The 25,526-nt window shown below is 57.7% G+C and carries 8 protein-coding genes; 2 read left to right on the plus strand and 6 right to left on the minus strand.

The genetic code is table 11. From position 1 onward, the window contains the following. The first annotated feature begins 7 nt into the window (after positions 1-7). Together M0G74_RS02185 and M0G74_RS02190 are read left to right on the plus strand one after the other, a co-directional pair. Positions 8-1,207, plus strand: a complete 1,200-nt coding sequence (locus M0G74_RS02185) for a PepSY-associated TM helix domain-containing protein (protein WP_248213773.1) — start codon at positions 8-10, stop codon at positions 1,205-1,207. Between the two features lie 217 nt (positions 1,208-1,424). After that, positions 1,425-2,450, plus strand: coding sequence for a zinc-binding alcohol dehydrogenase family protein (locus tag M0G74_RS02190; RefSeq protein ID WP_248213775.1), 1,026 nt, complete (start codon positions 1,425-1,427; stop codon positions 2,448-2,450). Positions 2,451-2,652: 202 nt separating this feature from the next. Here M0G74_RS02190 and M0G74_RS02195 read toward each other — a convergent pair whose 3' ends face one another. The 6 genes from M0G74_RS02195 to M0G74_RS02220 all read right to left on the minus strand — a co-directional run bounded on the left by M0G74_RS02195 (position 2,653) and on the right by M0G74_RS02220 (position 25,508). Next, a complete protein-coding gene (locus M0G74_RS02195; protein ID WP_248213777.1) occupies positions 2,653-7,881 on the minus strand; it encodes an OmpA family protein in 5,229 nt (1,742 codons plus the stop codon). After that, positions 7,881-21,878 carry an isopeptide-forming domain-containing fimbrial protein gene (locus M0G74_RS02200; protein ID WP_248213779.1) on the minus strand — a complete coding sequence of 4,666 codons (13,998 nt, stop codon included), beginning with the start codon at positions 21,876-21,878 and terminating at the stop codon, positions 7,881-7,883. The genes M0G74_RS02195 and M0G74_RS02200 overlap by 1 nt, the downstream gene beginning before the upstream one ends. A gap of 266 nt (positions 21,879-22,144) precedes the next feature. Then, positions 22,145-23,521 carry an AgmX/PglI C-terminal domain-containing protein gene (locus M0G74_RS02205; protein WP_248213789.1) on the minus strand — a complete coding sequence of 459 codons (1,377 nt, stop codon included), beginning with the start codon at positions 23,519-23,521 and terminating at the stop codon, positions 22,145-22,147. A 9-nt stretch (positions 23,522-23,530) separates the two neighbouring features. Further along, positions 23,531-24,106, minus strand: coding sequence for a biopolymer transporter ExbD (locus M0G74_RS02210; RefSeq protein ID WP_248213792.1), 576 nt, complete (start codon positions 24,104-24,106; stop codon positions 23,531-23,533). Next, positions 24,103-24,714, minus strand: a complete 612-nt coding sequence (locus tag M0G74_RS02215) for a biopolymer transporter ExbD (RefSeq protein WP_248215294.1) — start codon at positions 24,712-24,714, stop codon at positions 24,103-24,105. The genes M0G74_RS02210 and M0G74_RS02215 overlap by 4 nt, the downstream gene beginning before the upstream one ends. Continuing rightward, entirely contained in the window at positions 24,714-25,508 is a 795-nt protein-coding gene (locus M0G74_RS02220; protein WP_248213793.1) for a MotA/TolQ/ExbB proton channel family protein, read from the minus strand. The genes M0G74_RS02215 and M0G74_RS02220 overlap by 1 nt, the downstream gene beginning before the upstream one ends. Positions 25,509-25,526: the final 18 nt, after the last annotated feature.

Raw genomic sequence — 25,526 nt, forward strand, 5'->3', positions numbered from 1 at the left:
CACCATTATGCGTAAAGCGTTTTTTATCCTGCACAAGTACGCCGGCCTGACCCTGGGCCTGCTGCTTTCCGTGATCGGACTCACCGGCAGCCTGCTGGTGTTCGATCACGCGCTGGATGAACAGCTGGCACCGCAGACCGTCACTTTCAAACCCAGTGAGCGACCCGCCAGCTACGCCGATATTCTTGCCTCCGCCCAGGCAGCGGTTCCCGGCAACCCCGCGCCCACGCGCCTGATGACCCAGCGCCAGGCCGGCAGCCCGCATGTGGTGCGATTTCCAAAACCGGAAGGCGCGCCCGGTCCCGTCGAAGTTAGTGTCTCCCCCACCGACGGCGAGGTACTGGCAGTACGCGGTTGGGGCACCCGCGAATACACCATGACCTGGCTTTACCGCCTCCACTACACCCTGCTTGCCGGTAAAAACGGCAAAACGGTGGTGGGCTTTATGGGACTGTTGCTGATGGTGTTCTGCATCAGCGGAATCGTGCTCTGGTGGCCGAAAAAAAGCCGGAGAACACAGAACGGAAACAAACGCTGGGCACGCGCATTCACCATCTCCCGCAGCGGCAACCGCTTCCGGTTTTATTTCGATGTGCACAAGGTGTTCGGCATTTACTTTCTGCCTCTGCTGCTGATGATCAGTTTTTCCGGTGTGGCCCTGGTGTTTCCCTCCCAGGTGGAAACCGTGGTGGGCAGCCTGTTCGAGGTTGGCCCCCGTCCGGCACTCCCTCCATCGCGTACCGACGCGGGAACGCCGATCAGCCCGGATGAAGCCGTCGCCATTGCCGCGTCGGCTTTTCCCGATGGCGAACTCAAACGCATTTATCTGCCCCGGGACAACAGCGACAGCTACGGGCTCACCTTCCGCGCCGCCGACGAGGCCTGGAGCAACTACGGTGCCAGTATTGCCCGTGTCGATCAGTACAGCGGCGAGCTGCTGATGACCCAGAATGTCACCGAGATTCCCCTGGGCAATAAAATCCTGCGCTGGCAGTTTCCGCTGCATAACGGCGATGCCCTCGGCCTTGTAGGCCGCTGGCTGGTGCTGCTGGCGGGATTCGCGCCGGCAATGCTGTTTGGCACAGGTTTCTACCTCTGGTGGCAAAAGCGCAGGTTGAAACGCGCTGCCAGCCGTAAAGTTTCCGGTAATGCACAGGAAAAAGCCCAGGTCGTTGTATCTGCCGCCAAAATTCCCGCCGAGAGCTGATTTTCACCGACAACGTCGGATCGTGATCACACCCCCTCCCTCCTCCCTTCTCTACAATCTGAGCAGTTCCTAACGATTCCGAGACACCGCGCCCAAGTTGTATGCTGCCGCCACCGCGCAATCTGGCGCGAAAATTGAATTCAGGGAAACTGGCCCCTCGGGAAATACGCGCCCCGAGCGCCAATTGCAAATACACAGCACCGGAAAGGAAACCCAAGTGAAAGCTGTCGGCCTGCACCAATACCTGCCCATCGACCACGAAGAATCCCTCGTAGATCTGAATATCGACCTCCCTGAACCCGGCCCGCGGGATTTGCTGGTTGCGGTAAAAGCCATCGCGGTGAATCCCGTAGACACTAAAGTCCGCGCTCCCAAGGCGGACGCGATCACAGAAGCCACCCCCAAGATCCTCGGTTGGGATGCCGCGGGCGAGGTGATTTCTGTAGGAACGGAGGTCACCGGGTTCAAGCCAGGGGATCAGGTGTTCTACGCCGGCGATATCACCCGCCCCGGTTGCAATAGCGAATTCCAGCTCATCGATGAACGGATCGTGGGAAAGTTGCCGCGCACCCAGGACTACGCCGCCGCAGCCGCCCTCCCCCTCACCAGTCTTACCGCCTGGGAGGCGCTGTTCGATCGCCTGGGCATCTCCCCGGCGGGTAGCGATGCGGGCAAATCAATTTTGATCATCGGCGGTGCCGGAGGCGTTGGCTCTATCGCCATTCAATTGGCGCGCACCCTCGCAAAGCTCAAGGTGATTGCCACCGCGTCGCGTACAAAATCGAGTATCTGGGTGAAACAGATGGGGGCGTCGCACGTGGTGAACCACCGCAACCCGGTGGATGAGGAACTGAAGGATATCGGTATCCCAGAAGTGGATTACATCCTGTGCCTGAACAATACCGACCAGCACTTCCCGGCCATGGCCAACGCCATCAAACCCCAAGGGAAAATCTGCACTATCGTCGAGAACAGTGCGCCTTTGCCGGTTGAGCTGCTGAAAGCCAAGAGCGCGACTTTTGTGTGGGAATTCATGTTCACTCGCGCCATGTTCCAGACCGAGGATATGAGTGAGCAGGGGGCAATCCTGAACCGGATCGCGAAATTGATCGATAACGAAGAGCTGGTCACCACCGTCGGCGAAACCATCGAACCCATCGACGCCACCAACCTGCGCCTGGCCCACCGCCAGCTCGAAACCGGAAAGACCATTGGCAAGATTGTGCTGGCTGGCTGGGAATAGGCCCTCAGCATTCGCTTCGAAGCTGGCACGGAGGCGGCAAGGTACTGGGGACGGGTTTTTGAAACCGAGCTAGGCGCCCCCCTTTAATACATCCCTGTACGCTGCGTGAGCGACGTCCCTGTCGCTCACGCTTTCAAAAACCCGTCCCCAGCACCTTGCCTTCGCATGGAACCCCTGTACTTCGTGGGGTTTTCAGTGATACCTAGAATTTGCCAATCATATTGATGAAGACACCCTGGCTGTCGTAATCCAGGTCGGTGAGGTCATCGGAGAAATCGGTAAAGTTGTAGCCGATACCCGCCTTGAAGTGACGCCCCATCTGGCGATACAGCGCCAGCAAAGCACCGCTTTTACGGTCGCCCGCATCCGGCAGGTCGAGCAGTCGGCCTTCGATCAGCAGGTCCCATTTGTTGACGAAGTGCCAGTCGGCGCGCACGACGTACAGGCTTGCACTACTGTCGAAGAACTCCGGATCTTCCCGCTCCATACTCAACTGCCCCAGGCGATAGGCGTACTTGGCGCCGAGCGTCCAGCGACGGCTGATGTCGTAGTTGGTGTCAACCGAGAAGATGTGGCTCTTCTGTACAAACTCGGTAGCGGTGTTGGTTACCAGTACCTGGTCGGTGGTAGGCACATTGTAGAAGTAGGTGTACTTCAGCAGCGTGTTCCAGCGATCGTTGTAGACCGGGCGGTAGGCGTAGCCCATAACGCCCTCGGTGAACTTGCCATCATAAAACTCACCCTGTGAACTCTGGCTGTCGGAGTAATTCAATTTACCGACAAGACGCCAGTCGGGGTTGATCTGGAAGCTCAGGGTATTTTTCATCAGCCAGGTCTGGCGCTCGTTTTCCAGCACCGTCTCCGGATCGGACAAGGTCTGCATATTGTCCACACGGTATTCCACCGCACTGGATAAACGCAGGCTACCGTCATTGAAGCCCATGCTCGCACCCACAGCACGGCGTTCGGTTTCCGCACCGGTTCGAGGGTCTTCCAAAGTGCCCGCTTCAAGCGACGTTCCGTAATTCCAGACATCGCTCGGTGCCAGATCCACGCCGAGTGCGTGCGTCAGGCCGGTGGAGACGTCACCGTGGGTGTAACGCTCCTCACCGTAAATACTCACACTGTCGCTGTAACGGCTGCGGAAACCGCTGTTCAGGTTACCTTTGCGCGCGCGCACTCCGGTGTCAGTACGCTCGTTGTCCAGGGTGTAATTCAGATAGAGGTTGGTGCGGTCGGTGACCAGGAAATCGGTTCCCAGGCGCGCGGCAGTCCCGGTATCACCACCGGAGAGTTCGCTGTCCAGAGTCAGGCGTTCACTGACACGGTAAGCACCACCAAATCCAACGCGGTTGTTTTCTTCGCGGGACCCGGACAATTCTGCCGTGCGCTGCACGAAGCCGAAGGCCCGCCAGTCCGCGCCGGAGTCGTAACTCGCTTCCACCGCCACATCGGTGCGGTCACCCTGCTTTTGGGTAACAGGAACCACCGGTGAATAGTCCTCGCGGGAATCGGTACGCGCAGCCGCAGCCAGTCGCCAGCTGTCGCTGAGTCGATAGCCCAGCTCCATATCGGTCGAGGAAGTCTGCAACCCCTGAGCCTGCTCCTTGGTGTCCACTTTCACGCCCACGTCAAACCGATCACCGATGGGCACCTGGATGGCCGCGCCATGCTGCTCGGTCTCCTGGTTGGCCAGTTGGCCGGGTGCGGAAAAGCCCGCATCCCGCTGCTGTGCATACAGGGACATGGAACCGCGGACGCCTTCAAAGAAGTCACCCATTTGCAGCGCCGCTTCAAACTTGTTAGCGCCGGCCTTGGCATCCGGGTCATAAGGCATCGCCGGATCGAAACTGCTCTGGTCAAATCCACCCTGATTGAAGCTGTAACCGCCATCGAAAGAAGACAGGGTGTCCAGGGTGTTGCCCTGGCTCTCGGCCACTTCGATTTTCATCCAGGTACCGGCGGTTTTACGTAGTGTCAGGTCGACACCGTTGAGGGAGGATTCATTGTCCTCTTCATCCTGCTGGCTGGCACTCAGCCCGATTTTGACGTGATCACCAGCCCAGTAGTGCGCGCGACCGCCCACCGCCAGGGTATCCAGGTCGTCAAAGCCCGGGGTGTATTCGTAGCGGGCCACCAGGTACTGGGGGTTACCGTTGTATGAGCCATCCTGGATGATCAGGTTATCGTTGGCGATGGCTGACAAGGGGCGATTCAACAGTACCCGTCCCTGAATGTAATCCAGGTCGTAATCGATCACCGGCGTCAGGTTTTTCACGCCCAATACCAGCCCGGAGTTTTTGTCCCGCACCTCGATCCGCAGCCGTTCGGAGCCGGTCAGGATGTCCTGGTGGCGCAGGTAGTAAAGGGAGCCACCGGTACCGCGGTATTCGTCGCGCCCGGCGATGGTGCCCGGCTCCGCGCTGAACGCATCCACCTGAAAGCGCTTTTCGCCAAAGTCGGTTACATCGTCGGTTTCAAAATGGAAGTTGGCCCCGTAAAGCGCGCGGTCGATATGCGCCAGTTCATTGTCGGTATAAGAGGCGTTGAAGTTACCCCAGAGGCCGTAGTCGTCGTAGTTTTCCAGCTTGATATAAAACTTGCCGGAAGTGGGGGCATCTTCCACAACCGTGGAGTCGTCACCAAAGGTCGGGTAGTAAAGGTCGCTGTCCAAGCGACGGAAGAGCGCGTCCGGCGTTTTCTCCATGAAGTTGGAAAACAGTTCGTCGACCGGCCCCTCTTCGGTATCCGCACTGGCAGACAGCTGCCAGCCATCGCCAAAACCACCGCTGGTATAGAACGCCAGGCGGCCATCGTAACTCGCGGAATTGTCATAGTGGGTTTCATCGCCGGTGACCAGTGCCGCCGGGCCATTGGTCTTGTCCCGGGCAATGGTGACGTCGGCCATACCCACGGTAAACCAGTCGTCGCGATTGAACTCCAGGTCTCGCAGGAACAGCTCGCCGTTGCCTTCACTATCCAGAACCGCCACTTCCACCGTGTGCAGCCCTTTGGCAAAAATTTCCTCGGCGACAAATCCGCCGTTGTTACTCACCGGTACTTCGCGCCCAGCGAGCCAGACGCTGTGTCCCGCTGGAATCTGGTCACCATTGACCAGCACCGCATTGCCACTGACCGGAATATTCTGTTCCGCAAGGCGGTTTTCACCATAACCGACCAGTAACTCCTTCTCGGTAGTCGCCTGTTGCAGTTGTGGTTCGAAGTTATCCACAAGCCACAGAGTCTGCGGCCGGGTTTCGTCAAAGCGCTGCTTCCAGTCGTAAACCCGCAGTACGTACTGCAGTTTTTTCAGCGGCGCCTGGAAGCTGTCAAAGTCTGCTTTCCAGCTGCCTTCGCCATTCTGATCCAGGGTCACTACCGCCAGCGGCGCGTCACGCAGTGACTGCTGCTCTTCAAAGATGCGCACTTCCGCGCGGGTAATGAACGACGGATAGTTGGTGTAGCGTTTGAACTGGACCCGGCTGTCGGCAATCTCGGTTTCAGGATCGTCGGCGTAGCGGATAGTGCTCGGAAACGCGCTGACGTTCAGACGCGGTTGCATCGCCTGGTTGTCAAAGCGGAACTGGATATTTGCCTGCTCCAGCGCCACGTCGGTACAGCGCTGTAGATCGGCAGAGTTCTTGTAGGGGTCGTACTCGGGCGCACCGTCAACGGTAATACGCATCAGGTTCAGGGCATAGGGGTTGTTTGCCTTGGCTTCCTGTTGGATGCGCTCGATTTCCAGACGGTCTTTTTCCGCAAGAACCGCCAGCTCATCGTAGAGGACCTGTACTTCCACACGGGCACCGTCCATGTGGATAAAGCCAGTCTGCACCACGTCTTGGGACTCCACAAAGCCGCGGCCTTCGAACTCGACCTGATCGTCGCTTAGGCCCAGATGCGCCTGGACTGCTTGCATGGTCTTTTGTGCACGGGCAGAGGACAAGCCAACATCGTCGCCATACACCATGGCTTCGCGACGCTCCATACGCTGGTTATCGCTGTAGCCGATAAAGCTCAGGCGCACGCGCTGTTTGCCCGCCACTTCATCCATCATCCGCTGCATCTGTGCCAGCTGGGCGGCAGAAATCTGCGGATCACCGCTGTTGATAAAGATCGGAGCGATATCCCCGGTGGGGGATTCGTGGGCGATGGTGATGGTTTCCGCTGCCGCCGACTCAGGGCACGCCTGTAAACCGTCGGAGGCGGTTTCCAACAGGTCGTCGTACCAGAACTCCACCTCTACACGGCGGTTCAGGGAGCGTCCCTTGGCGGTGTCGTTGGCCGCGATCGGCTGGGTTGCGCCTTTACCGCTGCTGGTCACCATATAGCCCGGCAGATTCAACTGATCGGCGACCGCCAGGGCGACACGACGCGCTTCTGCACGGGACAGCGCCATCTGGTCGTCATAGAGTTCCGCCGGACCTTCCGGCAGCGGCTTGCCATCGGTATGGCCGACAAAATGAATCGTGAGGTTGGGTTTTTCCAGCAGGGTGGCACGCACCTCGCTGATACGGCGCACAAAGGCCGCTGGTAAATCCACCTGGCCCGGCTGCAGGCGCAGCGGAGAGACCAGATTTTTCAGTCGTGCGCGCTGGTCGGAGCCGGCGGTGTAACGCAGTTTACACACCGTTTCCTGACGACAGACTTTTACCCGATTGAGCTGCAGCGCCTGCGCGCGGCGCTGGGCATCACGCGCTTCCTGGTCCAATTCAAAATAGCGCAGCTTTACATCCACCCGACGGTTCATCTCCCGCCCCTTGGCGGTGATGTTTTCCGTCAGGGGTTCGCTGGCGCCACGGCCTTCAAACAATACTGCTTCTTCCGGCAGTTCCAGTGCGGTCTGGAAATACTCCGCCACCTGACGTGCGCGGGCTTGGGTGAAGGCTACCTTGTCCGGATAATCCGAAAGCTCGTCTTCGGTTAGCGGGTCACTATCGGTGTGTCCGGTAAAAATCAGCTGCAGCTCGTGGGCATTCTCCAGTGCTGCGAGTTTCTCTTTTAACTGTGCAATCAATTCAGGATCGATTTCATCGTCCACCTCGCGATATTCCAGCGGCGGCAGAGCATCGGTTTCCAGCACCGGCTGCTCTGGATCGATAAAGGCTTCCGCATCCTGCACCCACAGCTGGCCAGCGGCGGGAATCAACGTGGTTTCCGTATTGTGGCCCAGCGGCTTGTTGCTGTAGTCCGCCGCTGATTCACTACCCAGGGACAGGCCAGGGATTAATTGCCACCAGCTGCGCTCGGCGACAGCATCATCTACTACAGCGCCATCCGCTACAGCAGTTTCCTGCTCAGGCGTTCCCTCCTGGGCAAGCGCGGGAAAACTGGCCACTGAAATCGCAACAGACAGGACGGAAGCAAAGGCGAGCGCCGGCTGCATCGCCGCTTTTATTTTTAAAATTCGTTCTTTAGAAGGACGGGACATCAATTGAATCCTCCCTGATCGTCGCGGTTTTGGGTACCGGTATCGGTACCCAGTGCGCGATCGACGCTGCGTTTAAGGCCATCCAGTAAACCGCCACGGCTGGGCGGCGCACCGCGGCGCCAGAATATTTCGGTTTCGATATTGAGCGGGTAGCAGCAGTCGAGTGCGGCCCAGTCCCCGGCAATCTGCGCCTTGATGGCTGCCAGTCGTGCGTCTACCAATGCCGGATCTTCGTTTTCCGCCAGGTAAGAGAGGCGCAGCAGAGACGGTGCATCCTGCAGTTTTTCCAGCAGCAATTCCGTGCGCGAGTGCCACTGCGGACGCAATTCAGTGGAACCCGGCTCGAACACCGCCTCTGCCAGATCCAGACGCACGACACGGTGCAGGCTGGTGCCGAAATTGAACTCCAGCATTTTGCCTCGAGTAGCGCGCTGTACCCGCGGGTTTTCCGTGGTCAGGCGATAGCCACTGGGCAGGCTGCGGTCATCCAGTTTCAGTACAAAGTTGGAACCGCGATCCGGGTTGGGTACCGCCGCACAGGTAATGTGGAAGCGCCCGTGTGCATCGGTGGTCGCTTTCAAACCGTTGGCTGTCACCACCCGGGCACCGGGCACACCGCCCTCGCCACTGTCCTGATAACCATTCAGGTTCTTATCGTCGTAAACCTTGCCCACCACATCGGTACAGTCGAAGGTGGGATCGGGCACCACGCGCACCGTGGCCGTGGCTTCACCGGACGTCTGCTGTCCGGAAAGCTCATTGAACATGCGCGCACGGTTGACGTATTTGCCTTCGCCCACACCAGAACCCACGACCAGCAATAGCTTCATGCTGTGGGTCTGCTCGCTTTCGGCACGCAAGTGCGGCCACTGCAGCTGTAGGCCATTCACTTCCGGCTCAACCGACATGCCATCCAGGCTGGCAGAGCCCGCCACATACTTGAAGCCTGCGGGGAAGTAATCCACCAGCTGCAGGTCGGTAAGCGGTACCGGCAGGCTGTTGGTGAAGGTAATGGTGTAAGGCACCAGCTGGCTGCGAGTCACATTCAACATGGCCGCGGTTTTGGTCAGCGCGAGCGCGCCTTCCAGTTGCGGATCCAGGGCAATGTGGTTGTTGAACAGCTGGCTGCTGCCCGGCTGGTTGCTGTCGTCCAGATTTATCCGCAGGTAGTAATCCGTCTCGCTGCTGCGCGCTTCCATGTCGATGGGCGGCGGCAAGTCAGAGAGCTGGACTTCGCAGTGATCCGGGGTGCCGGGAATCAAGTCTGCGGCGCTGCCGAGGCAGGCGGCCACATCAAAGCTACCGGTTTCAATCCCGGTCTGCGGCGGAATGATCTGCGATGGGCCGGAGACATAGTCTTCATTGGGCACATCGATTTCGATCAGGTAATCCGCATTTACCGTGCAGGAGGCATTGCTGAAGTTCACATCGAACTTGTAGTAACCGCCCGGCATGGTGACCTGGTTCTGTTGCTTGGGATCCTCGAAACAGGTGTCCGGCAGTGGCTGGCCGCTGGAGGCACGGAGCATCCGCACCCGAGCACCAGAGACCGGCTGACGCAGTACCGAATCGTAAACCACCCCATTCGGCGTGATCGGCAGATTCAGGTTCTGCGGGTTGGCACCGGAACCGATATAGATATCGCGGATCTGCTGTGGACCGTTGGTGTAATCGGAGCTGGTGTTACCCAGAGATGCCGTCGATTCCACCGCATTCGGGGCCAGGTAGCGCAACTCGTAAGTCGCGCCGCCCGCAGCCGCACCTTCCATATTCGGCACCAGACCGTCGAAAACAAAGTAGCCGTTGTCGTCGCTCTGTACGGTTTCCAGCAGTCCATTGTTGAAGTAAAGATTAACCGTCCAGTTGGTGAGCAGGCGCTCTTCACTGTCCGTCACTTCATCAAAGTTCACATCGTGCCAGAGGTAACCGCTCAAATTGGCAATGCCCGGGGTACCACCGATATCAATGGACACCGTGGCCTCGTTGTACACCGCCGGGTCATTCCATTTCACCTGGGCGGTGTTGACCACGGAGTAACCGATGGCCAGGTTTTCACCCAGTTTTGCCTGGAAGCGCAGCGTGATGGATTCACTCGGCTCGAGGTCGCCGTAGTTGGTGCTGTAGTCGACGGTGATTAGAGAGCCGTCCACCATGACGCCGTCGGGCTGACCATTCAAGCGCGCGGAATCTTCCACGTAAGTGAGTACACCTTCACCCGCCACCAGCAGATCGTCGTAAATGCTGACCAGGCTTGCGGGCACGGCACTGATATTGGTGACCCGCACCAGGTATTCCAGCACCTCGCCAGACTCGGCGGCACCGCCACCGACTACTGCCACTTCCTTGGTGATCGACAGCTGCTGCGCATCACCGACCACCACTTCGGTGGGCTGCGCGCCGTTGCTGCTATTGCCATCGGCATCGGAAAGGGTCAGCGGCAGTTCCAGGCTGTACACATTGCCCTGGTTGCTGATGATGGTGCCGCGCTCAGTGTCCACATTCACCATCACGTCGAACACGATGGTCGCGGCCTGCGCGGTGGTAATTATCCCCTCGTCCGCAGTCGGCATCGGCGGAGTCAGGTCGTCGCTGCTGATCGCAATGCCCGCAACCAGCGGTGACTCACCCCCATTATCCGCAACCGCAATACCGTTCAGGGTCGTGCTGCCGGCTACATAAGTGGTGTGCTCCGGCACCAGGTCGACCAGGCGCGCTTCGGTCGCATCCTTACCGCCCATGTTGCGTACAGTAATGGTGTAGCGCAGAACATCTTCCGGATCGATGATACCGGCGGTCATGTTATCCACAGCCAGCTCGACGGTTTTCTGCACCCGCAACAGCGGCACATTACCCACGATATTGATGGTGGGGTCGTCGACAACTTCGGTTGTGGGATCGTCGGACGGCTTTTCATCAATCGGGGTATTTTCACCACCTGCACCAGCACCTGCACCTACACCATTGGCAAAGCCCTGGTTGGAAATCACGGTGCCGTCGTTGACGTCATTGATGGTGACGTCAAACGTAATCAATGCCGCGAGAGTGCCACCCGCTTCCGGGTCCGCCAGCAGCTGACCGTCTTCCGCACCGGGAGACTGGATAACCAGTGTCTGTGCCAGCGGCGTGCTGCCGTCGATGTCGTCCAGCGCAGTACCGTTCAGGGTAGTGGAACCGGCAACGTACACGGTATTGGCTGGCACCTGGTCGCGCAGGCTGGCCTCAAGCATGTTTTCGTTGCCGATGTTTTCCACGCGAATGGTGTAGCGCAGGGTATCGCCGGGCATCAGGCTGTCGGGTTCGCCGGTGAGATCTTCGGAGGTTTTTTCTACCTTCAGTACCGGTGCTGACTCGATGATGATCTGGGTCGGGTCTTCATCGCCAGGCGACTCCGGATCACTTGTGCCATTGATATTCGGATCGTCACTGACCGCCAGAGTCTGGCCATAGGCGATAACGTTCGACTGGTTCAGCACCGACGTGCCGCTGTCGATGACCGAAGCCAATTGCACTTCGAAGACCACGGTAACGCTATCGCTACGCTCTTCGTCACTTTCACCTTGGGGCGCCAGAGTGAGTCCGCCGATACGAACCCAGCCACTGCCGGTAGCGCCAGCAACAGCATCACTGTTGTCGACCGCAGTCTCCGGCAGTTCGATGATGCTCAATGTACCCGGAGCGAAAACTTGCTGGGTGTTCAGCACGCCCAGCTCGTCCTCAATGGAGAATTCCGCCAGGGGAATTTCGCTCACATTCTTCACCGTCAGTGTGTAGCGCAGTGTATCGCCGGGGTTCGCTTCTTTGCCCGGCTCCTGTCCGCTAGTGACGTTGACCACTTCTTTCAGCATTTGCAGGGTGGCACTTTGCGTGACCAGTGCATGCGCATCTTCGTGGTCGAGGACTTCCGGTGTACCGTCGGTCGGCGCAGCCCCGTAGGCCCGGCGATTCTCGCGATCCTCTCCCTGGCTGAACCATTGAGCCGCCGCCAGATTTACCAGGGTCTGATCGCCCGCAGTATCCTCATCCAGCCAAGCCTGGTATTCGACCAGCAGGCGCTGGCCCGGCTCAACTGCCACACCGGTGGTTGTCAGGGTAAAAGTACAGTCCGCGAAGCTGGACTGATAGTCCGACTCTTCACTCAGCGCACTCACCAGGGTATCGGTATCAGTGTCGAAGATCTGTATCGACACCACTTCCGGTTGCCGCCCACACATTCCACCCTGATCCACATCCGGCAGGATATCGATAATCGAAATATCCCAGGCCGCACTGTCACCCACATTATTGATATTGAGAGTGAAGTCGCCCGCGATACCGGCATGCAGTGTCTCCGGACCCGCTTTTTCCAGCGTGAGCTCGGGTTCAACCAGCGTCATCTCCTGAGAAGTGTCCGCAAGCAGCTCGAGGTCGCCGTCAAAGGTGCTGAACCGGTAACTGGCGGTATTGGTGAACGTCAGTCCTGCGACGTTGACATCCGTATCGAGGACTTCCACCACCAGCTCGATTTCAATCTGCTCGCCAGCAGGAATATCAATTCCATCGACTGAATCGACAATTTCAATCTGCGTTTCATCGCCGATGTTTTCCGGCGTCCAGCCATCCGCGCCACTGATTTTATTCACCGCAATAAATCGCAGATCCGCGGCAGACGCTGACAGATCATCGAAGATGCGAACATCGTAGAGTGCGGTATCCGCCGGCGTCGCCGGTACGGTGATCCGGTAGCTAAACTGTTCGCCAACGGCCGCTTCGGGCTGGGTGATGTTTTTGTCCAGCGCAGCAGGAAGCGGGCTGGTGAGAGCCGCACTCGCCGCCTCTGCGAGGCGATAGTCCTGACGCTCTTCCGCCACACCATTGGCCGGAACAACATTGTTGTCGAAGGAATAGTAAACCGGCAGGGTTACGCCGTTGCCCAGTGAAAGGCCTGCACCCAGGGTGTCGTCCGCGATAACGGTGTACACCAGGCGCAGCGTTCCGCCGGCGGGAATGGTGTAGACGTCGCTGTCATCGAGATCCCAGAGCGCGATGCCGGTGGCAGCATCGTAGCTCGGCATACGCACCGGCAGGCTGCCGCTCCCGAGGAGCTCGATACTTTGCGTGGTCACGCCACCGCCGTTGCGCATCCCCTCGGGAATGACATCCTGGATTTGCAGGTCGTACGCCGGCGCTTCGCCGTCATTGGTGATGTCCAGCGTAAAGGTGGCCTGCTCGCCCACGGTAATCTCGCTGTCGTTGCCAATCGCGGTGGAAACATCCAGGCGACTGATCGCAAGCAACGGTTGAATAGCGTCGACACCAGCCCGTGCATTGATGGCATTGGCCGGACCGGAAGGCAGCGCGTACTCCAGCTCGACGGTATTTTCCAGAGACTGACGGCTCGGCAATTGCGCCAGCACACTGCCGTTTTGTACGCGCACCTCGTAGACGATCTGCAAGGTATCGCCGGCTGCGCTCGCCGGATTGGTCACATCACCGAGAGTGAATACCAACTCCGCGCCATTCATACTCACTGCACTTGCGACGGTCGAGGTCTCATCACTACCGAAGAAGTCGGCGCTGACCACTTCTTCAAACACCATACCAACTGGCAAGGTGTCGGTGATGACAACACTGGGGTAGGTACCTTTTTGCATCGTCGCGGTAACCGCAAAACGGGCACGATCACCAACCCGAATACTGCCGGTACCATCAAACGTATCGTACACAAGAGCTTTTGCCAGACTGGTATTGTCAGACACGGTGACCGACGCAGTCGCGCTGGAAAGGTAGTCGTTATAGGCCGGTGTTTCACTGCCGTCGCGTTCCCAATCCGAGTCACCTGACAAGCTCGTCCAGCGCACTTCCGCAACATTGTTCAGCACCTGGCCGGGACGGGCGTCGTCCTGCACTACGGCCTGATAATCCACTGCCAGACTCTCACCGACTGCGACGCTGGTGAGGTTCCACTCCAGTGTGAAACCGCTGGCAGCGTCGCCGCTGATAACCGGGTCGCCGATGCTCGCGGAGCCGGAAACGTATTCCAGTCCCGCATCCAGTACGTCGGTAATGACCAGTTCATAGGCAGCCGCTGAATCGGCACTTCCGGCTTCGGTAATGCTCAGGCGGTAATCGAGCACCGTGCCGGCGTTAATAGCGGCAGGAGCAGCAATTACCTCTTTTTCCAAAGCAATTTGCGGTTCGACAATCGTCAGCGGATCGGTCGCTGCGCTGGTGTAGGTAACACCACCGGTGCTGTAGCTAGCCTGATTGATCACGCTGTCGCCCGCATTACTGTCGGCGCTGTTGGCCACACGCAATAAGAGTTCTATCTGCGCGGTTTCACCAGCCTGCAGGGTTCCCAGTTCGAAACTCAGGGCACTACCACTACCGCTATTAAGCAAGTCACTGGCAGTGCCGCCATTGATGCTCAGTGCGGCACTGACAAAAGTGAATTGCGGCGCGAGGGTATCGGTAAGGATTACCTCGGTGCGGGCAATATTGTCTTCGGGAATGGTGATGCTGTAACGCACTTCCTCGCCAATGGTGGCGGAGGCTGCACTGGTAAGCACCTTCTCCGGCGGCATCGCATTGCTGGGGTTCTGCATCCAGACAGACGCAACAGTATCGTCGGAATACTGCTGGCCATTTGTGCCCGGCAGAGACCAGTAGGAACTAACGCTGGCACTATTGCGGAAAAGCTCACTGGTGCCGATATCCGCGTTGAAGCCGATGCTGTAATCCACGGTCAGGCACTGATCGGGTAACAGTGGCGCGTCGTCGTTAAGCGTCAGCGTAAAGCTTCCACCGGCTGCAGGTTGCCCGCTGTAGGTAAACTCGCTGGTCGCGGTACCGTCGATGGCGACGGTAAACACACTGGCGTCAGACAACGCCGCTTCGTTTAATTGCGGAGCCAGGGTATCGCTAAGCTGGACATTGTAGGCAGGCGCATCGCCCTGGTTACAGGATTGCAAACGGAACTGCATGGTATCCGCCGCCAATACCACCAGGTATGGATCGGCTTGAGTACCGCTACCGGCGCGTCCGCTCAGGGTGTCGGTTTTCACCAGCGAGCTCAGTAGCGGTTGATGTACCGCAATCGCAGAAGTTACCGGCGGCAGCGCTACGGTGGAGCCATCGAAAGCGTCAAAGCTCAGTTCCGCCTGGTTATTCAATGGACCAAGCACGTCCTGGTGCGCCAGGACGTCGGTCACCACTCGGGCGCGGTACAGGATGGTGAATTCGTTATTACTATCATCTCCATCCACGGCATCCACATCACCCAATGCCAGCGTCAGCACCTGCCCCGCATTGGCATCACCGGCCACACTTGTTGTGACCGGTTCGTGAGTGAAGCCTCCGGTGTTTTCAAAAGGTGCACTGGTTTGCCCATTGACGCTCACTAAGTCAACGAACTCCAGACCCACTGGCAAGGTATCGGCAATGGTGACATTTGCGGTGACGCTCTCGTTGAGCGTCACGGTCAGGCGATAATCCACAGTATCGCCAACACGAAGCTCCGCGTCCGTCGCATCACTGCCATCCAGAACCCAGCTATCGGACTCGAAGGCTTTGACCAGGGCGGTATTGTCTTCCGCCGCTGCATCCGTTGTCTCAGTCGCGGTAATACAGTAGTCATTTGGCGCCGCCGGACAATCTGCGCCGGTACGCTCGTAATTACTGTTTGCTGCAACGTCATCCTGGAGTGAAGTCCAGTCGGCAGTGACCTCATTGGTAAAGGGGCCACCATTGGCTGCCACGGTAACCCGGTAGGTTAACAGCAGCTGTTGGCCTGCCGGTAAATCGAGAGAGCCGTCGCTATTGCCACGCCCCCAAACCAGAGTATTTGCGATGGTCGTATCGGGCGTCGTGATAAACCCGGCCACCGGGCTGCCACCAATAGTAACGGTGGGCGCAACACTGTCATCCCACTGAAATTCTTCCGGCAGGCTATCCACCAGATTCAGATCATAAGCGGTGGCGTTACCGTTATTGGTGAGTGTCACCACGTATTCCAGCACCGAGCCACGGGTCAGCTGCCCCGGCGTAATCTGGGTTACGCTTTTATCCGCACTGAGTTCTGATTCCGTCACCGTGATTGCCGGGGTATCGGCAGTCTCGGTCACCGTGGCAAGAGTACTGCCATGCTGGTAACGGAGCTCGGCGCCATTTTGCAGGCTGTTTCCTTCGCCACTGGCGGTACCGGTATTGGTATCGTTATTGATCCGCGCATAGTAGGTGATCACGATTTGCGGGTTGATCGCACCGGAGGTCGGTAAATCACTTTCCGTCTCGGTGAGCACGGTACCGATATCCCACAGAATTTCGCCACTGGCACCATCAACTGGTGCAGGCGAACGAAATGCACCTTCGCCCAGTGCAGTATTGCCATTGATACTGGCAATCCCGGTAAAGGTGTAACTCACCTGATAATTGCCATCGCGAGTCAATACGTAGCTGGTGCTGCCGCTATCCAGCAAGTCGCGAAGTTGCAGTTCCTGAGTGGTGCCCTCCGGCAGATCGATGGTGATCTGGAATTGTTTATGGGCACCGATTTCCGGTAGCACACCCGGAGACAGATCCTGCTTGTTCAGAAGCACGCGCTCCAGATCCGCAGTCACCTGATTACTGCTGATTTCGTAATCGTTGACGGCGTCAGCACCAGTTTCCAGTGGCAATTCGCCAATACGCATGCCGTCGACCGCACCGTTGACACCAATCTGGCCAGTGCGTGCAGAGCCGTCGTTCTGATCGATGGGATTCAATGCAGTGCTGCGGGTCGGCAGCGAAGTCCAGGCGGCGTGCGCCGTATTCTGCAACTGCTGCTGCGGCTGAGCACTATCGTCTACACGCACCTGGAAGGTGAACTCGCGGGCTTCGCCGGGCAGTAACGGGTTTTCCGGCGCCCACACAAATACGGGTTGGTTCTCACCGAAGGCATCGGTATCCACCGCGGGGGGATCAGTTCCGTTGACACTACCGGCAATAAACGTCATCTCGCTATCGACGAGGTCTTCGAATATGCGCAGATTGTAGGCCGGAGCAGATCCGTTGTTGGTTGCGGTAAGCGTAACGGTAATATCGTCGCCGGCATCCTGTGGGTCGGTCCAGCTCTTCTCCAGTGCCAGCTCGGGCTCGATGACCCGTACCGATACATTGCCGAAACTGAGTTTGGACTCGTTCCCCATCGCGTCGGCGTAGCGCAGGAAAGTAGAGTCACCGGTACCGTTTTCCAATACCGTGCCACTGCTGCCTTCACCATTGTTGTTGGCCGGCGTGTTATCCACACGCGCGATAAAACGCACCGGGAAACTGAAGAGAGATTCTGACCCCGGTGTGGTCAGAGTGACATCACCGAAATCCCACGACACCTGGGTGCCACTGCACACGGGCGTAATGACTGGCACCTGGCTCAGATCGGGGCGACGGAAACCAGCGGCCGCATAAGGGGGAGCGCTCAGGTCGATCGATGGCGCATCGACACAGCTGAGACCAGCCGGAAGCGTATCGCTCACAATCAGTCCACGCAGCTGCTGGTAGGGTAGCTGCCCGGTAAGGGTGTACTCGATTTCCTCACCAATTTTTACCGCCTGATATCCACCGACCATTTCACCCAGTGTGGTATCAGACAGCGCGGTAATTTCTTTCGGTTCTACCGCTGGTGTAATGAAGGTAATGGAGGCATCCGCCGGGCCGGCATCATAGGCGCGGGCACCGCCGATATCGCCATTCCCGCGCAGCTCGACAGTCTGGTTGCCAAACTCGTTGCGATCACTGGCATCACCGCCTTCCAGAGTGTCATACGCGATGGAGTAAGCGCTTTGCAGCATCTGGTTGGGCGCAATACGTTCATCCGGGTTGACCTTGTAGTAGAGATTTACACTGCGGCCATCTTCGGAGCTGCCGGTGCCACCATTCAGGCGGCGCAGGCCGTTATTGGCTGAACTACCCACCGGCGCACCGGTATCGCTGTGCGAATGGGAAAATACCAGTGTGGCATCCATACCATCGTTGGGCGTGTTTTCAACCAGGCTCAGGTGTTCGTTGTCTTCATCGACTGCGCCATCACCATCGTTGTCGATGCCATCACTGCCGGGATCAACCACCACCAGCAGGTCAGGTACTGTGTCGGTAACCACAAGGTCATAGGCCGGCGCGTTAGGCTCGCCGGAGGTTTCATTGGCATTCACCAGTCGCAGACGCACGATGTAATCCCGTGAGGTGTCCGCACCCGTCAGGTTTTGCTGCCAGCCACCGGAGCAGTCTCCGCTAGCGGAGCTGAAGTTGCCCGCTTCACAGTAATTTTTCGCCAGGGAAATTTCCGGTTCGGTCACTACCACATCGACACGGCGAATACGCTCCCACGGGTAGCCCACAATGCTGTTACCAAAGTCGAAGTACTCATCTTCACCGGTATTTTCATTGTGGTAAGCCGCCTCAAAGCTTGAGTTCAATACATTGTTTCGATCGGCGGCCTGAACATTCGGTGCACTGCGCGCATTGAGCGCTTTGTTCTGAATCCGGGTGGTGGCATTGACATGGAACCACTGATCGATGGTGGTAATGTAGTTGTTGCTTCCGTCACTGCCCGCCTGGTTACCGGTAAAGAGCCAACCAAACAGCCCCTCGTCCAGAGTGCTTTTAGACGGTTGATTCGGTGTTGAGGTCGCGCCGGCGATCTGCACGCCGACTTGAGGCTCGGTATTGGAAATATAAACCAGGCCGTCTTCGACCTCGTCCTGCACCTGAATATCGCGCACGCCGATAAAAGAGAAGCCCCGCGACTTGAAACCGAACCAGCCGCCGGTCTGAATGCGATTGGTACATTCCTCACCGATCTGCACCAGTTCGCGCTGTTTACGCGCGAAGTTGGGGTAGCCATCCGACATTGCGCTACTGGGCAAAGCCGCATTCAGTGTTGCGGGACTGCTTTCATTACATTCGCCGAGCGTCGGTATTGAACCTTCTAACGCCGAGAGATCGCCCCCGGTGACACTCCACGCAACCTGATCCTTCAACAGGTTGAAGCCGATACCACGGGACCAGTTCGCATCCAGGGAGTAGAGGTTGCCGCGGTCTACCTCACCGTCACTACGCGCGTTGTTTTGGCTGGCATTACCTGGCTGCGGGAACCAAAGCGGCTGATGATTGTTGATCGCCGTGGGCGTATTGGTAGTCGTATAGCTCTGGATAGTACGGTTGTTGGTAGTACCTCCAGTGTTGCTCATGTTTACTGTGGGTGCGGCCAGGTCAAGGCTGGCCACCGTCCAGATTTCACCAATCGCATCTGCGCGGAAGGTGACATCGTCTTCTAGAATGCGCGCCAGATCGGTGGACTTCCGAACCTCGAAGTGAAATTCAACGGCACTCCCTACGCCAGTCGCCAGCACCCTGTTCAGCGGATTGCCATGATTGGGGTAACAGCGGTAGACGGTACCGGTAGTCGTCAGGGGCAAATGGAGCAGATCAGGATCGCCCGGTGGGTTCACCACCCAGGCCTTATACGGTGAAGGCTGCGGCACCGGAGAGCCGCTCACCGATGCGATATCGCACTGCCAGTTACCGTCCTGCTCGTCTACATCCATGACTTCCAGCGTCGGGCCAAAGCTGATGAAGATGCTGGCATCGCGGGCATCCACACCACCATTGTTGGTTGCTTTTACGCGCAGTGGCGTGGTCTGGTCGGGATCGTTGGTGACAATGAAAGACTGGTCGAGAATTTCGACATCGATGTCTTCGGGGTCAAAAATAATGTCTGAACCACCGGTGTTATCGGTCGGGCTGGTACTGACACCATTGTCGGCCAGGTCGTACTGCTGAGGACCCTGGGTATTACACAGCGTCTTGAACTCCACCTTCAGGTTGTTCTGCAGGCTCGTAGACAAGGCGACGGGGTCGGTGGGCTCCGGGCGTTGGAACAGGTCAATGCCTGATTGCTCAGGAACCACATCCAGATCGGCGGCGCGGTCAAAATGCGTCGGATCCTTGTGGATAATGGCAAACCGGATTACCACCACATCGCCGTGGCGCATCAGGTCGCGATAGGTTTTACCATTGTTGTAGGCCGCATCCGGGTTATTTTCCGTGTACTGCGTGGAGCTGGACAGCTTGAATTCCGGCGCGGTGTTACCCAGGTAGCTGGTGTAATTGGTGGTATCCACTGAGTCCACGCCATCTTCCGGGTTTACCCACTGAAGCTGATCGACCTGACCGGCATAATCACCATAGATAGAACCGTCCGTGTATCCGTTGTTGCCCGCGGGACGCAATAACTGCGGCGCGAAACTCGGGTCCAGAACATAGCCGTCCGGCAGCTGATCGCGGAGGTGATAACCCATACTGTTATCGAACCAGACAGTACCGCCGCTCTGGTTGGAGAGCGTGATGGTCATCAGGCCGCGCATACCCACAGTCGCGCTGCCATCGATACCGGTGAGGGTGCGCTCGACTTCTAACGCCGTAGCACCACCAGCAACGGAACCCTGGCCATACCAGGTGCGCAACTCGCCGGTATCATCCAGTCCCGGAATTATACCGCCGGGTGGCGTCTGGACCGCACAGCCAAACTGTACGTCCTCCAGGCTGTTAATCAGCGGAGTACCGCTGCTACAGGAAGCATTGCGCTGCAGCTTACCGACCAGGTAGAGATTGATTTCCCCACCCTCAGCAATGTCGATGGTGCGGCTAGACGAACCGGAGGTTTCCGCCTCCACTGTCGCTGCATAGGGTGAAGGAATATCAATGCCATCGCCAAACGGCGGCAGCACATCCCAGTCCGCGAGAACCGAGCCAGTCAGTGCATCGGTAGCGACACAATCCACCGTGCTCGGCAAAACGCCATTGTTGGCAGCAACCGTGTCAGCCTCTGCCGCAGTGGGGCAGACATAATTCGCGTTCATCACATCCGCGCGGGATAGCACGTCATCAATACGCAGATCCTGCAACGGCGCGGTACCGTTATTGGCGAGGTTCAAACGCCAGACGATATCGTCGTCGTTATGGCCGTAAACGGTATCGCTGCGGGTACCCTCGCGCTGCCCGGCATCGTAATTCCAGCCCTGCTTGTCGATCTCAAGCACCGGTTTGTTGACAACCAGTGCGCTCGTTTCGGCATAGCTCGGATTGAAATCATCGACATCTGTCGGAGTACTTGGGGTGCAATCCAATGCCGTGCCGGGGTACGGTGGGTATGGCGGGCGCGGATTCTCGTAATCCGTCCACGCACTCCAAGTTGTGTCGCAAGTACCGCTATCGGTAGGCGCCTGCTTTTCCGGGCCACCAGAGGTACAACCATCGGCAGTAACGTAGTTGATTTGAGCAGTGACATTAACATTATCGAAAGCGTTCAGCTGCTCGGGACCATCCGTATTTGAAACCAGCGGGCGATGTACAGGAATACGCACCGTCATGGTGGTGTTGTTACCGTCGGCCAAGTTAGGAAGGCCACCGATGCGGATTTCCCAGTTGCCAGCATTAAGGGCTTGCTGAACCTGGCTGGCATTATTGCTGTCGATGGTGGTCCCACCGGCGGTTATATCCAGATCCTGATACAGACGAAGGCCAGAAGAATTAGGAATTCGCACTACCAGCCCGGCGTCCTCATCGGTGCTGCTGCTGAAGTTCATGTCCGGATTAAAGGAGCCGTAATCGCCGTTACTGGTGTAGGTGTAGTAATTACCAGAGCGACGGCGATACCGTATCCCCGAACGCTGTTGTTCCTGAACCTGCTGAAGACTGGACGTGATATAGGCGAAATCATCGTCGCCACTGCGGTAAGGGTTGGTGATTTGCACTTCTATGTAGCCATAGCCACAGAGATCACAGTAGGTGACGTTCGCACCGGTGCGCACATCCACCAGTTGCGCCGGAGCATCGGGATTGGCAACACAATAACCCGTCGGTGCCGCCAACACCTGCCCGGAAACTGAAGCCAGTAGCGCAACTGACAGCCACAGCCGCACCGAATACATCAGTGCTGCCAGTGCATTTCTGAATGATTTTTGCCCAGTTACTTCAGACTTCATCGCGTTCCGCTGCCAGTCAAAATTTATTGTTGCCAACCACCGCACAGGCGGCAGCACCGGAGGAGAGCCCGGTCGCGGAACTTTATTGGAAGGGGGTAGTCGGCACCGTGAAGCAATTCAAAGTTGCGGTGCGCGGGAAGGAACTTTTTCTACGTTTGCCAAACAGTTCTCAAGCAAATCTCAGGTAATTTCTTAAGAACAACATGGGAGATGGAAGACCGCCCGGAAAATTTTCCGGGCGGTCTGGCGAACAAACGTACTAACTATCAAGCCGCAGGCAAGAAGTCGATCGGATACAGGATGGTAATGGTTGGCACCCCGGCTTTTTCGCCGAAGTTGAACCGCTTCACCCGAGCCACGATCTTGCTGTTAAGCGCGGGCGAATCCATATCGCTGCTCTCCACCTGCGCCACGGATACTGCACCGTCTGGCAGGATGGTAATTCGCAGTACCATTTTGCCCTGCAGTGCCGGATTGTTGCGCAGTTCGCGGTTGTAGATCCGGTAGAGCGCCGCCTTATAACGGTCAAACACGATCTGGATCTCTTCATCGGTACGGGACGGACCCATGCCTTCGCTGAGCGGCCGCTCTTCGCCGGCGAAGTCACCTTCGGTTCCAATACCACTGGACACCCGGGAGAAGCTGACACCATCCAGCGCGGTACCGACACCACCGGCGTTCCGGCTAAGTGCGGCGGTATTGATACCGTCCGAACCGGATTTCGCGGCTGCGGTGATCAGTGAGCGCTGACTACGACTTTCCTGCTTGCCCGCAGTACTCAGCTGAGTCTGCTTGCCGAGGCGCTTGTCGAGGTCGTCCTGGATAAGATCCTGGAAGTTGTCCTTGAATGCCAGCACACCCGCACGCTCGACCTTCTTGCGCACCTGCTTTTTCTCCTGGTTGGAGGGCTTGGGCTCTTCCTTGGCCACCTGCTGCTTGGGCTTCTCAGGCTCTTTCTTTTTCTCCTCTGGTTTCTTCACCACAGGCTCAGGCTTCGGCTTGGGTTTTTTCTTCTCCAGTACCAGCTTGGCGAGACGCTCGGGCACTTCGACCACTTCGTCTTCATCCGGCTCCGGCAGTTGCCACAGGTGCACACCAAACCCGAGGAAGCAGGCCATCAGCAAACACGCCAGCAAACTGCGGCGGAAGCGACGTTCGTCCTCGCCATTATTGTTCCAGGGCATGATTGCCGAACGGAACGCAGACTGCTCCAGCTCACGGGTAACTTCGTACTCGTAGTGAACGTCTTCTTCCTGTTGGCGTATCTCGCGGAACTCGGCATCGATATCGAAGAGGTCATCGCGGCGATCTTCGATCTGGTCCAGCACCTTGCGCTGGCGCTCATGTAACAGATCCAGGTTCGCGTGATAGATACTGACGGTTTTCTGCAGGCGGTGAATCAGTGCCTTGGAAGCATCCTGTTTGTAATGCTCCGCCCAGAAAAGATCGCCAGCACCGGCGTCTTCCAGCTTACCGAGACGGTCAGAAATCTCGTCCAGCAACTGGTGCTTTGCCTGATCCTGCTCCAGCGCAGCCAGCTTGTCATCAACCTGCATGCGCTCCGCTTCAAGCGCAGCCAGCTGTTGACGAACAGATGCCTGCTTCGCCGTCAGTGCCTGTTTTTGATGATCAAAATTACTCACAAAAGCTCACTAACTCTGAGATGCTTTTTGAATTACCGCCAGGGAAATTCGCGTGTATCCGGCGTTGGTGCAGCTGGACATGACTTTTTTCAGCACATTGAAGGGCACGGTGCGGTCGGCCAGAATGTTCACTTCCGGCGGCTCAGCCAATAACTCCTCGAGTGCCGCAGAAACGTCTTCACCGGCTGCAGCCCGCTCAGCAAGCGCCAGCTTGGCCTCTTCCAGTTCGGTCTCGGCCATGGTTACCGCCTTGCCAACCTCTTCGATCATGGCCCGTTGAATGGCCTCGATCACCAGTTCCTCACTCAGGAACAGGTCTTCGGTTTTCATTACCGGCTTGGCTTCAATCAGCACCTCTTCGTGGGTGACCATGAGGGTGACGGTCTCCCGCGGCTTGGACTCCACGACCGAATCCGGCAGGGTAATCACTTTGGGCGCTTCAATCGCTTCATTGCTAGAACTGTTGGTCAGCAGGAAGAACACCAGAATGGTGAATACATCCATCAGCGAGGTCAGGTTCATTCCCGGCGTCTTGCGCTTGCGGCTGCGCGCCATGCGCTTCATGCGTCTACTTTCACGTTTCATGGCGCATCTCCCAGGGAAATATCGGGAAAGAGTTCCAGGGTTTCCGGTGTTGCATCGGGATCCGGCTGCGCACCTTCTTCCAGTTTCGGCATGACCTGGGCACTGCGCACCGCATCCATAACGCCCACCAAATGCTCGTAGGCCACATCCGGCTCCATCAACAGTGTGGAATCGGTTTTATCCGGGTAGGTTTCCTTGATACGCAACAGCTGCTCCCGCAGTTGCGCCAGGTCGTACACTTCGGCCGTGGGCGCAATCACCGGAAGACCGTTTTCATCGACCGGCGCCTGACCCGAGGCTTCGCCTTCCGCGGCCCCTTCAACACCCGATTCCGCGCCGTCTTGCAGATTCAGATTGGGAAAACGGGCGATGACTTTCTCACCATCGCTGATTTCCAGCGCAGTTTTGCGAACAACCACTTCCAGGGTTACGCCCGGATCTTCCGCTCCGCCGCCGGCACCGGTGGGCATATTGAGCTCAAGGATGGTGACCCGGGAAAACACTGCGGAAACCAGCAGGAAAGGCACCAGCACCACCATCAGGTTAAGGAAGGCGGTAATGTCCAACTCCGGGGCTTCTTTTGTTCTGCCGTGACGCCTGCTTCTCATCACACAGATTCCGGCTTGGATGTGTTATCAGTCGCTTCATCGGTAGCGGCAACGGCTTTCTGCTGCGCTTCCTGTGTCTGTTGCACGTCACGATTTACCGGCTTTTTGTCACCCTTGGCTTCCGGGGCTTTTTCTTCCTGAGCGGCGTCACTGCGACGACGGGTGCCGGAAGACATGATGTTCAGCGCTTTTACGGACACCATTTCCAGGCTGTCAACGATCTGGCCGGTCAGGGAGTTCAGGAAGGCGTGCACGATCAGTAGTGCGATACCAACCATCAGGCCGAAGGCGGTGGTGTTCATGGCCACGGAGATACTGGCAGACAGCAGGTCGGCTTTCTCTGCGGGGTTGGCGTTGGCAACCGCGGTAAAGGCTTCAATCAGGCCCATAATGGTACCGAGCAGGCCGAGAAGTGTGGCGATGTTGGAGCCCAGCGCGACGTAGGGAGTGCGCTTTTCCAGCTGCGGAATCGTCTCCATGATGCTTTCTTCCATGGCGATCTCGATGTCTTCGCGACGGCGAACCGCCCCCTGACGCTCGAGCCCCATGGCGAGGAGACGACCCACACCGGTGTTGTCTTCTTTGACGAGGTTACGCGCGCGATCAAAATCCCCGGTGTTCAATACCGGCTGGAGTTTCTCCCAGGCAGCACGGTTGGTGTGACGCTCGTACACCAGACGGACATACCGCTCAATGGCTACCGCAGCGCCGAGCGCGAACACCACCAGAATGGGGTACATGAAAGCACCACCAGTCTGAAAAAAAGCGACTACGCTGTTCAAGAAATCCATCATTTGCCCTCTTGGTTTTCT

Origin of the sequence: Microbulbifer sp. CAU 1566, assembly GCF_023156515.1 — a bacterium.
Classification (GTDB): Bacteria; Pseudomonadota; Gammaproteobacteria; order Pseudomonadales; family Cellvibrionaceae; genus Microbulbifer.

What these genes read in the sequence shown, in the direction of transcription:
- M0G74_RS02185 (WP_248213773.1), top strand. Translation starts at nt 8, where the DNA reads ATGCGTAAAGCGTTTTTTATCCTGCACAAGTACGCCGGCCTGACCCTG.
- M0G74_RS02215 (WP_248215294.1), bottom strand. Translation starts at nt 24,714, where the DNA reads ATGAGAAGCAGGCGTCACGGCAGAACAAAAGAAGCCCCGGAGTTGGAC.
- M0G74_RS02200 (WP_248213779.1), bottom strand. Translation starts at nt 21,878, where the DNA reads ATGAAGTCTGAAGTAACTGGGCAAAAATCATTCAGAAATGCACTGGCA.
- M0G74_RS02210 (WP_248213792.1), bottom strand. Translation starts at nt 24,106, where the DNA reads ATGAAACGTGAAAGTAGACGCATGAAGCGCATGGCGCGCAGCCGCAAG.
- M0G74_RS02220 (WP_248213793.1), bottom strand. Translation starts at nt 25,508, where the DNA reads ATGATGGATTTCTTGAACAGCGTAGTCGCTTTTTTTCAGACTGGTGGT.
- M0G74_RS02195 (WP_248213777.1), bottom strand. Translation starts at nt 7,881, where the DNA reads ATGTCCCGTCCTTCTAAAGAACGAATTTTAAAAATAAAAGCGGCGATG.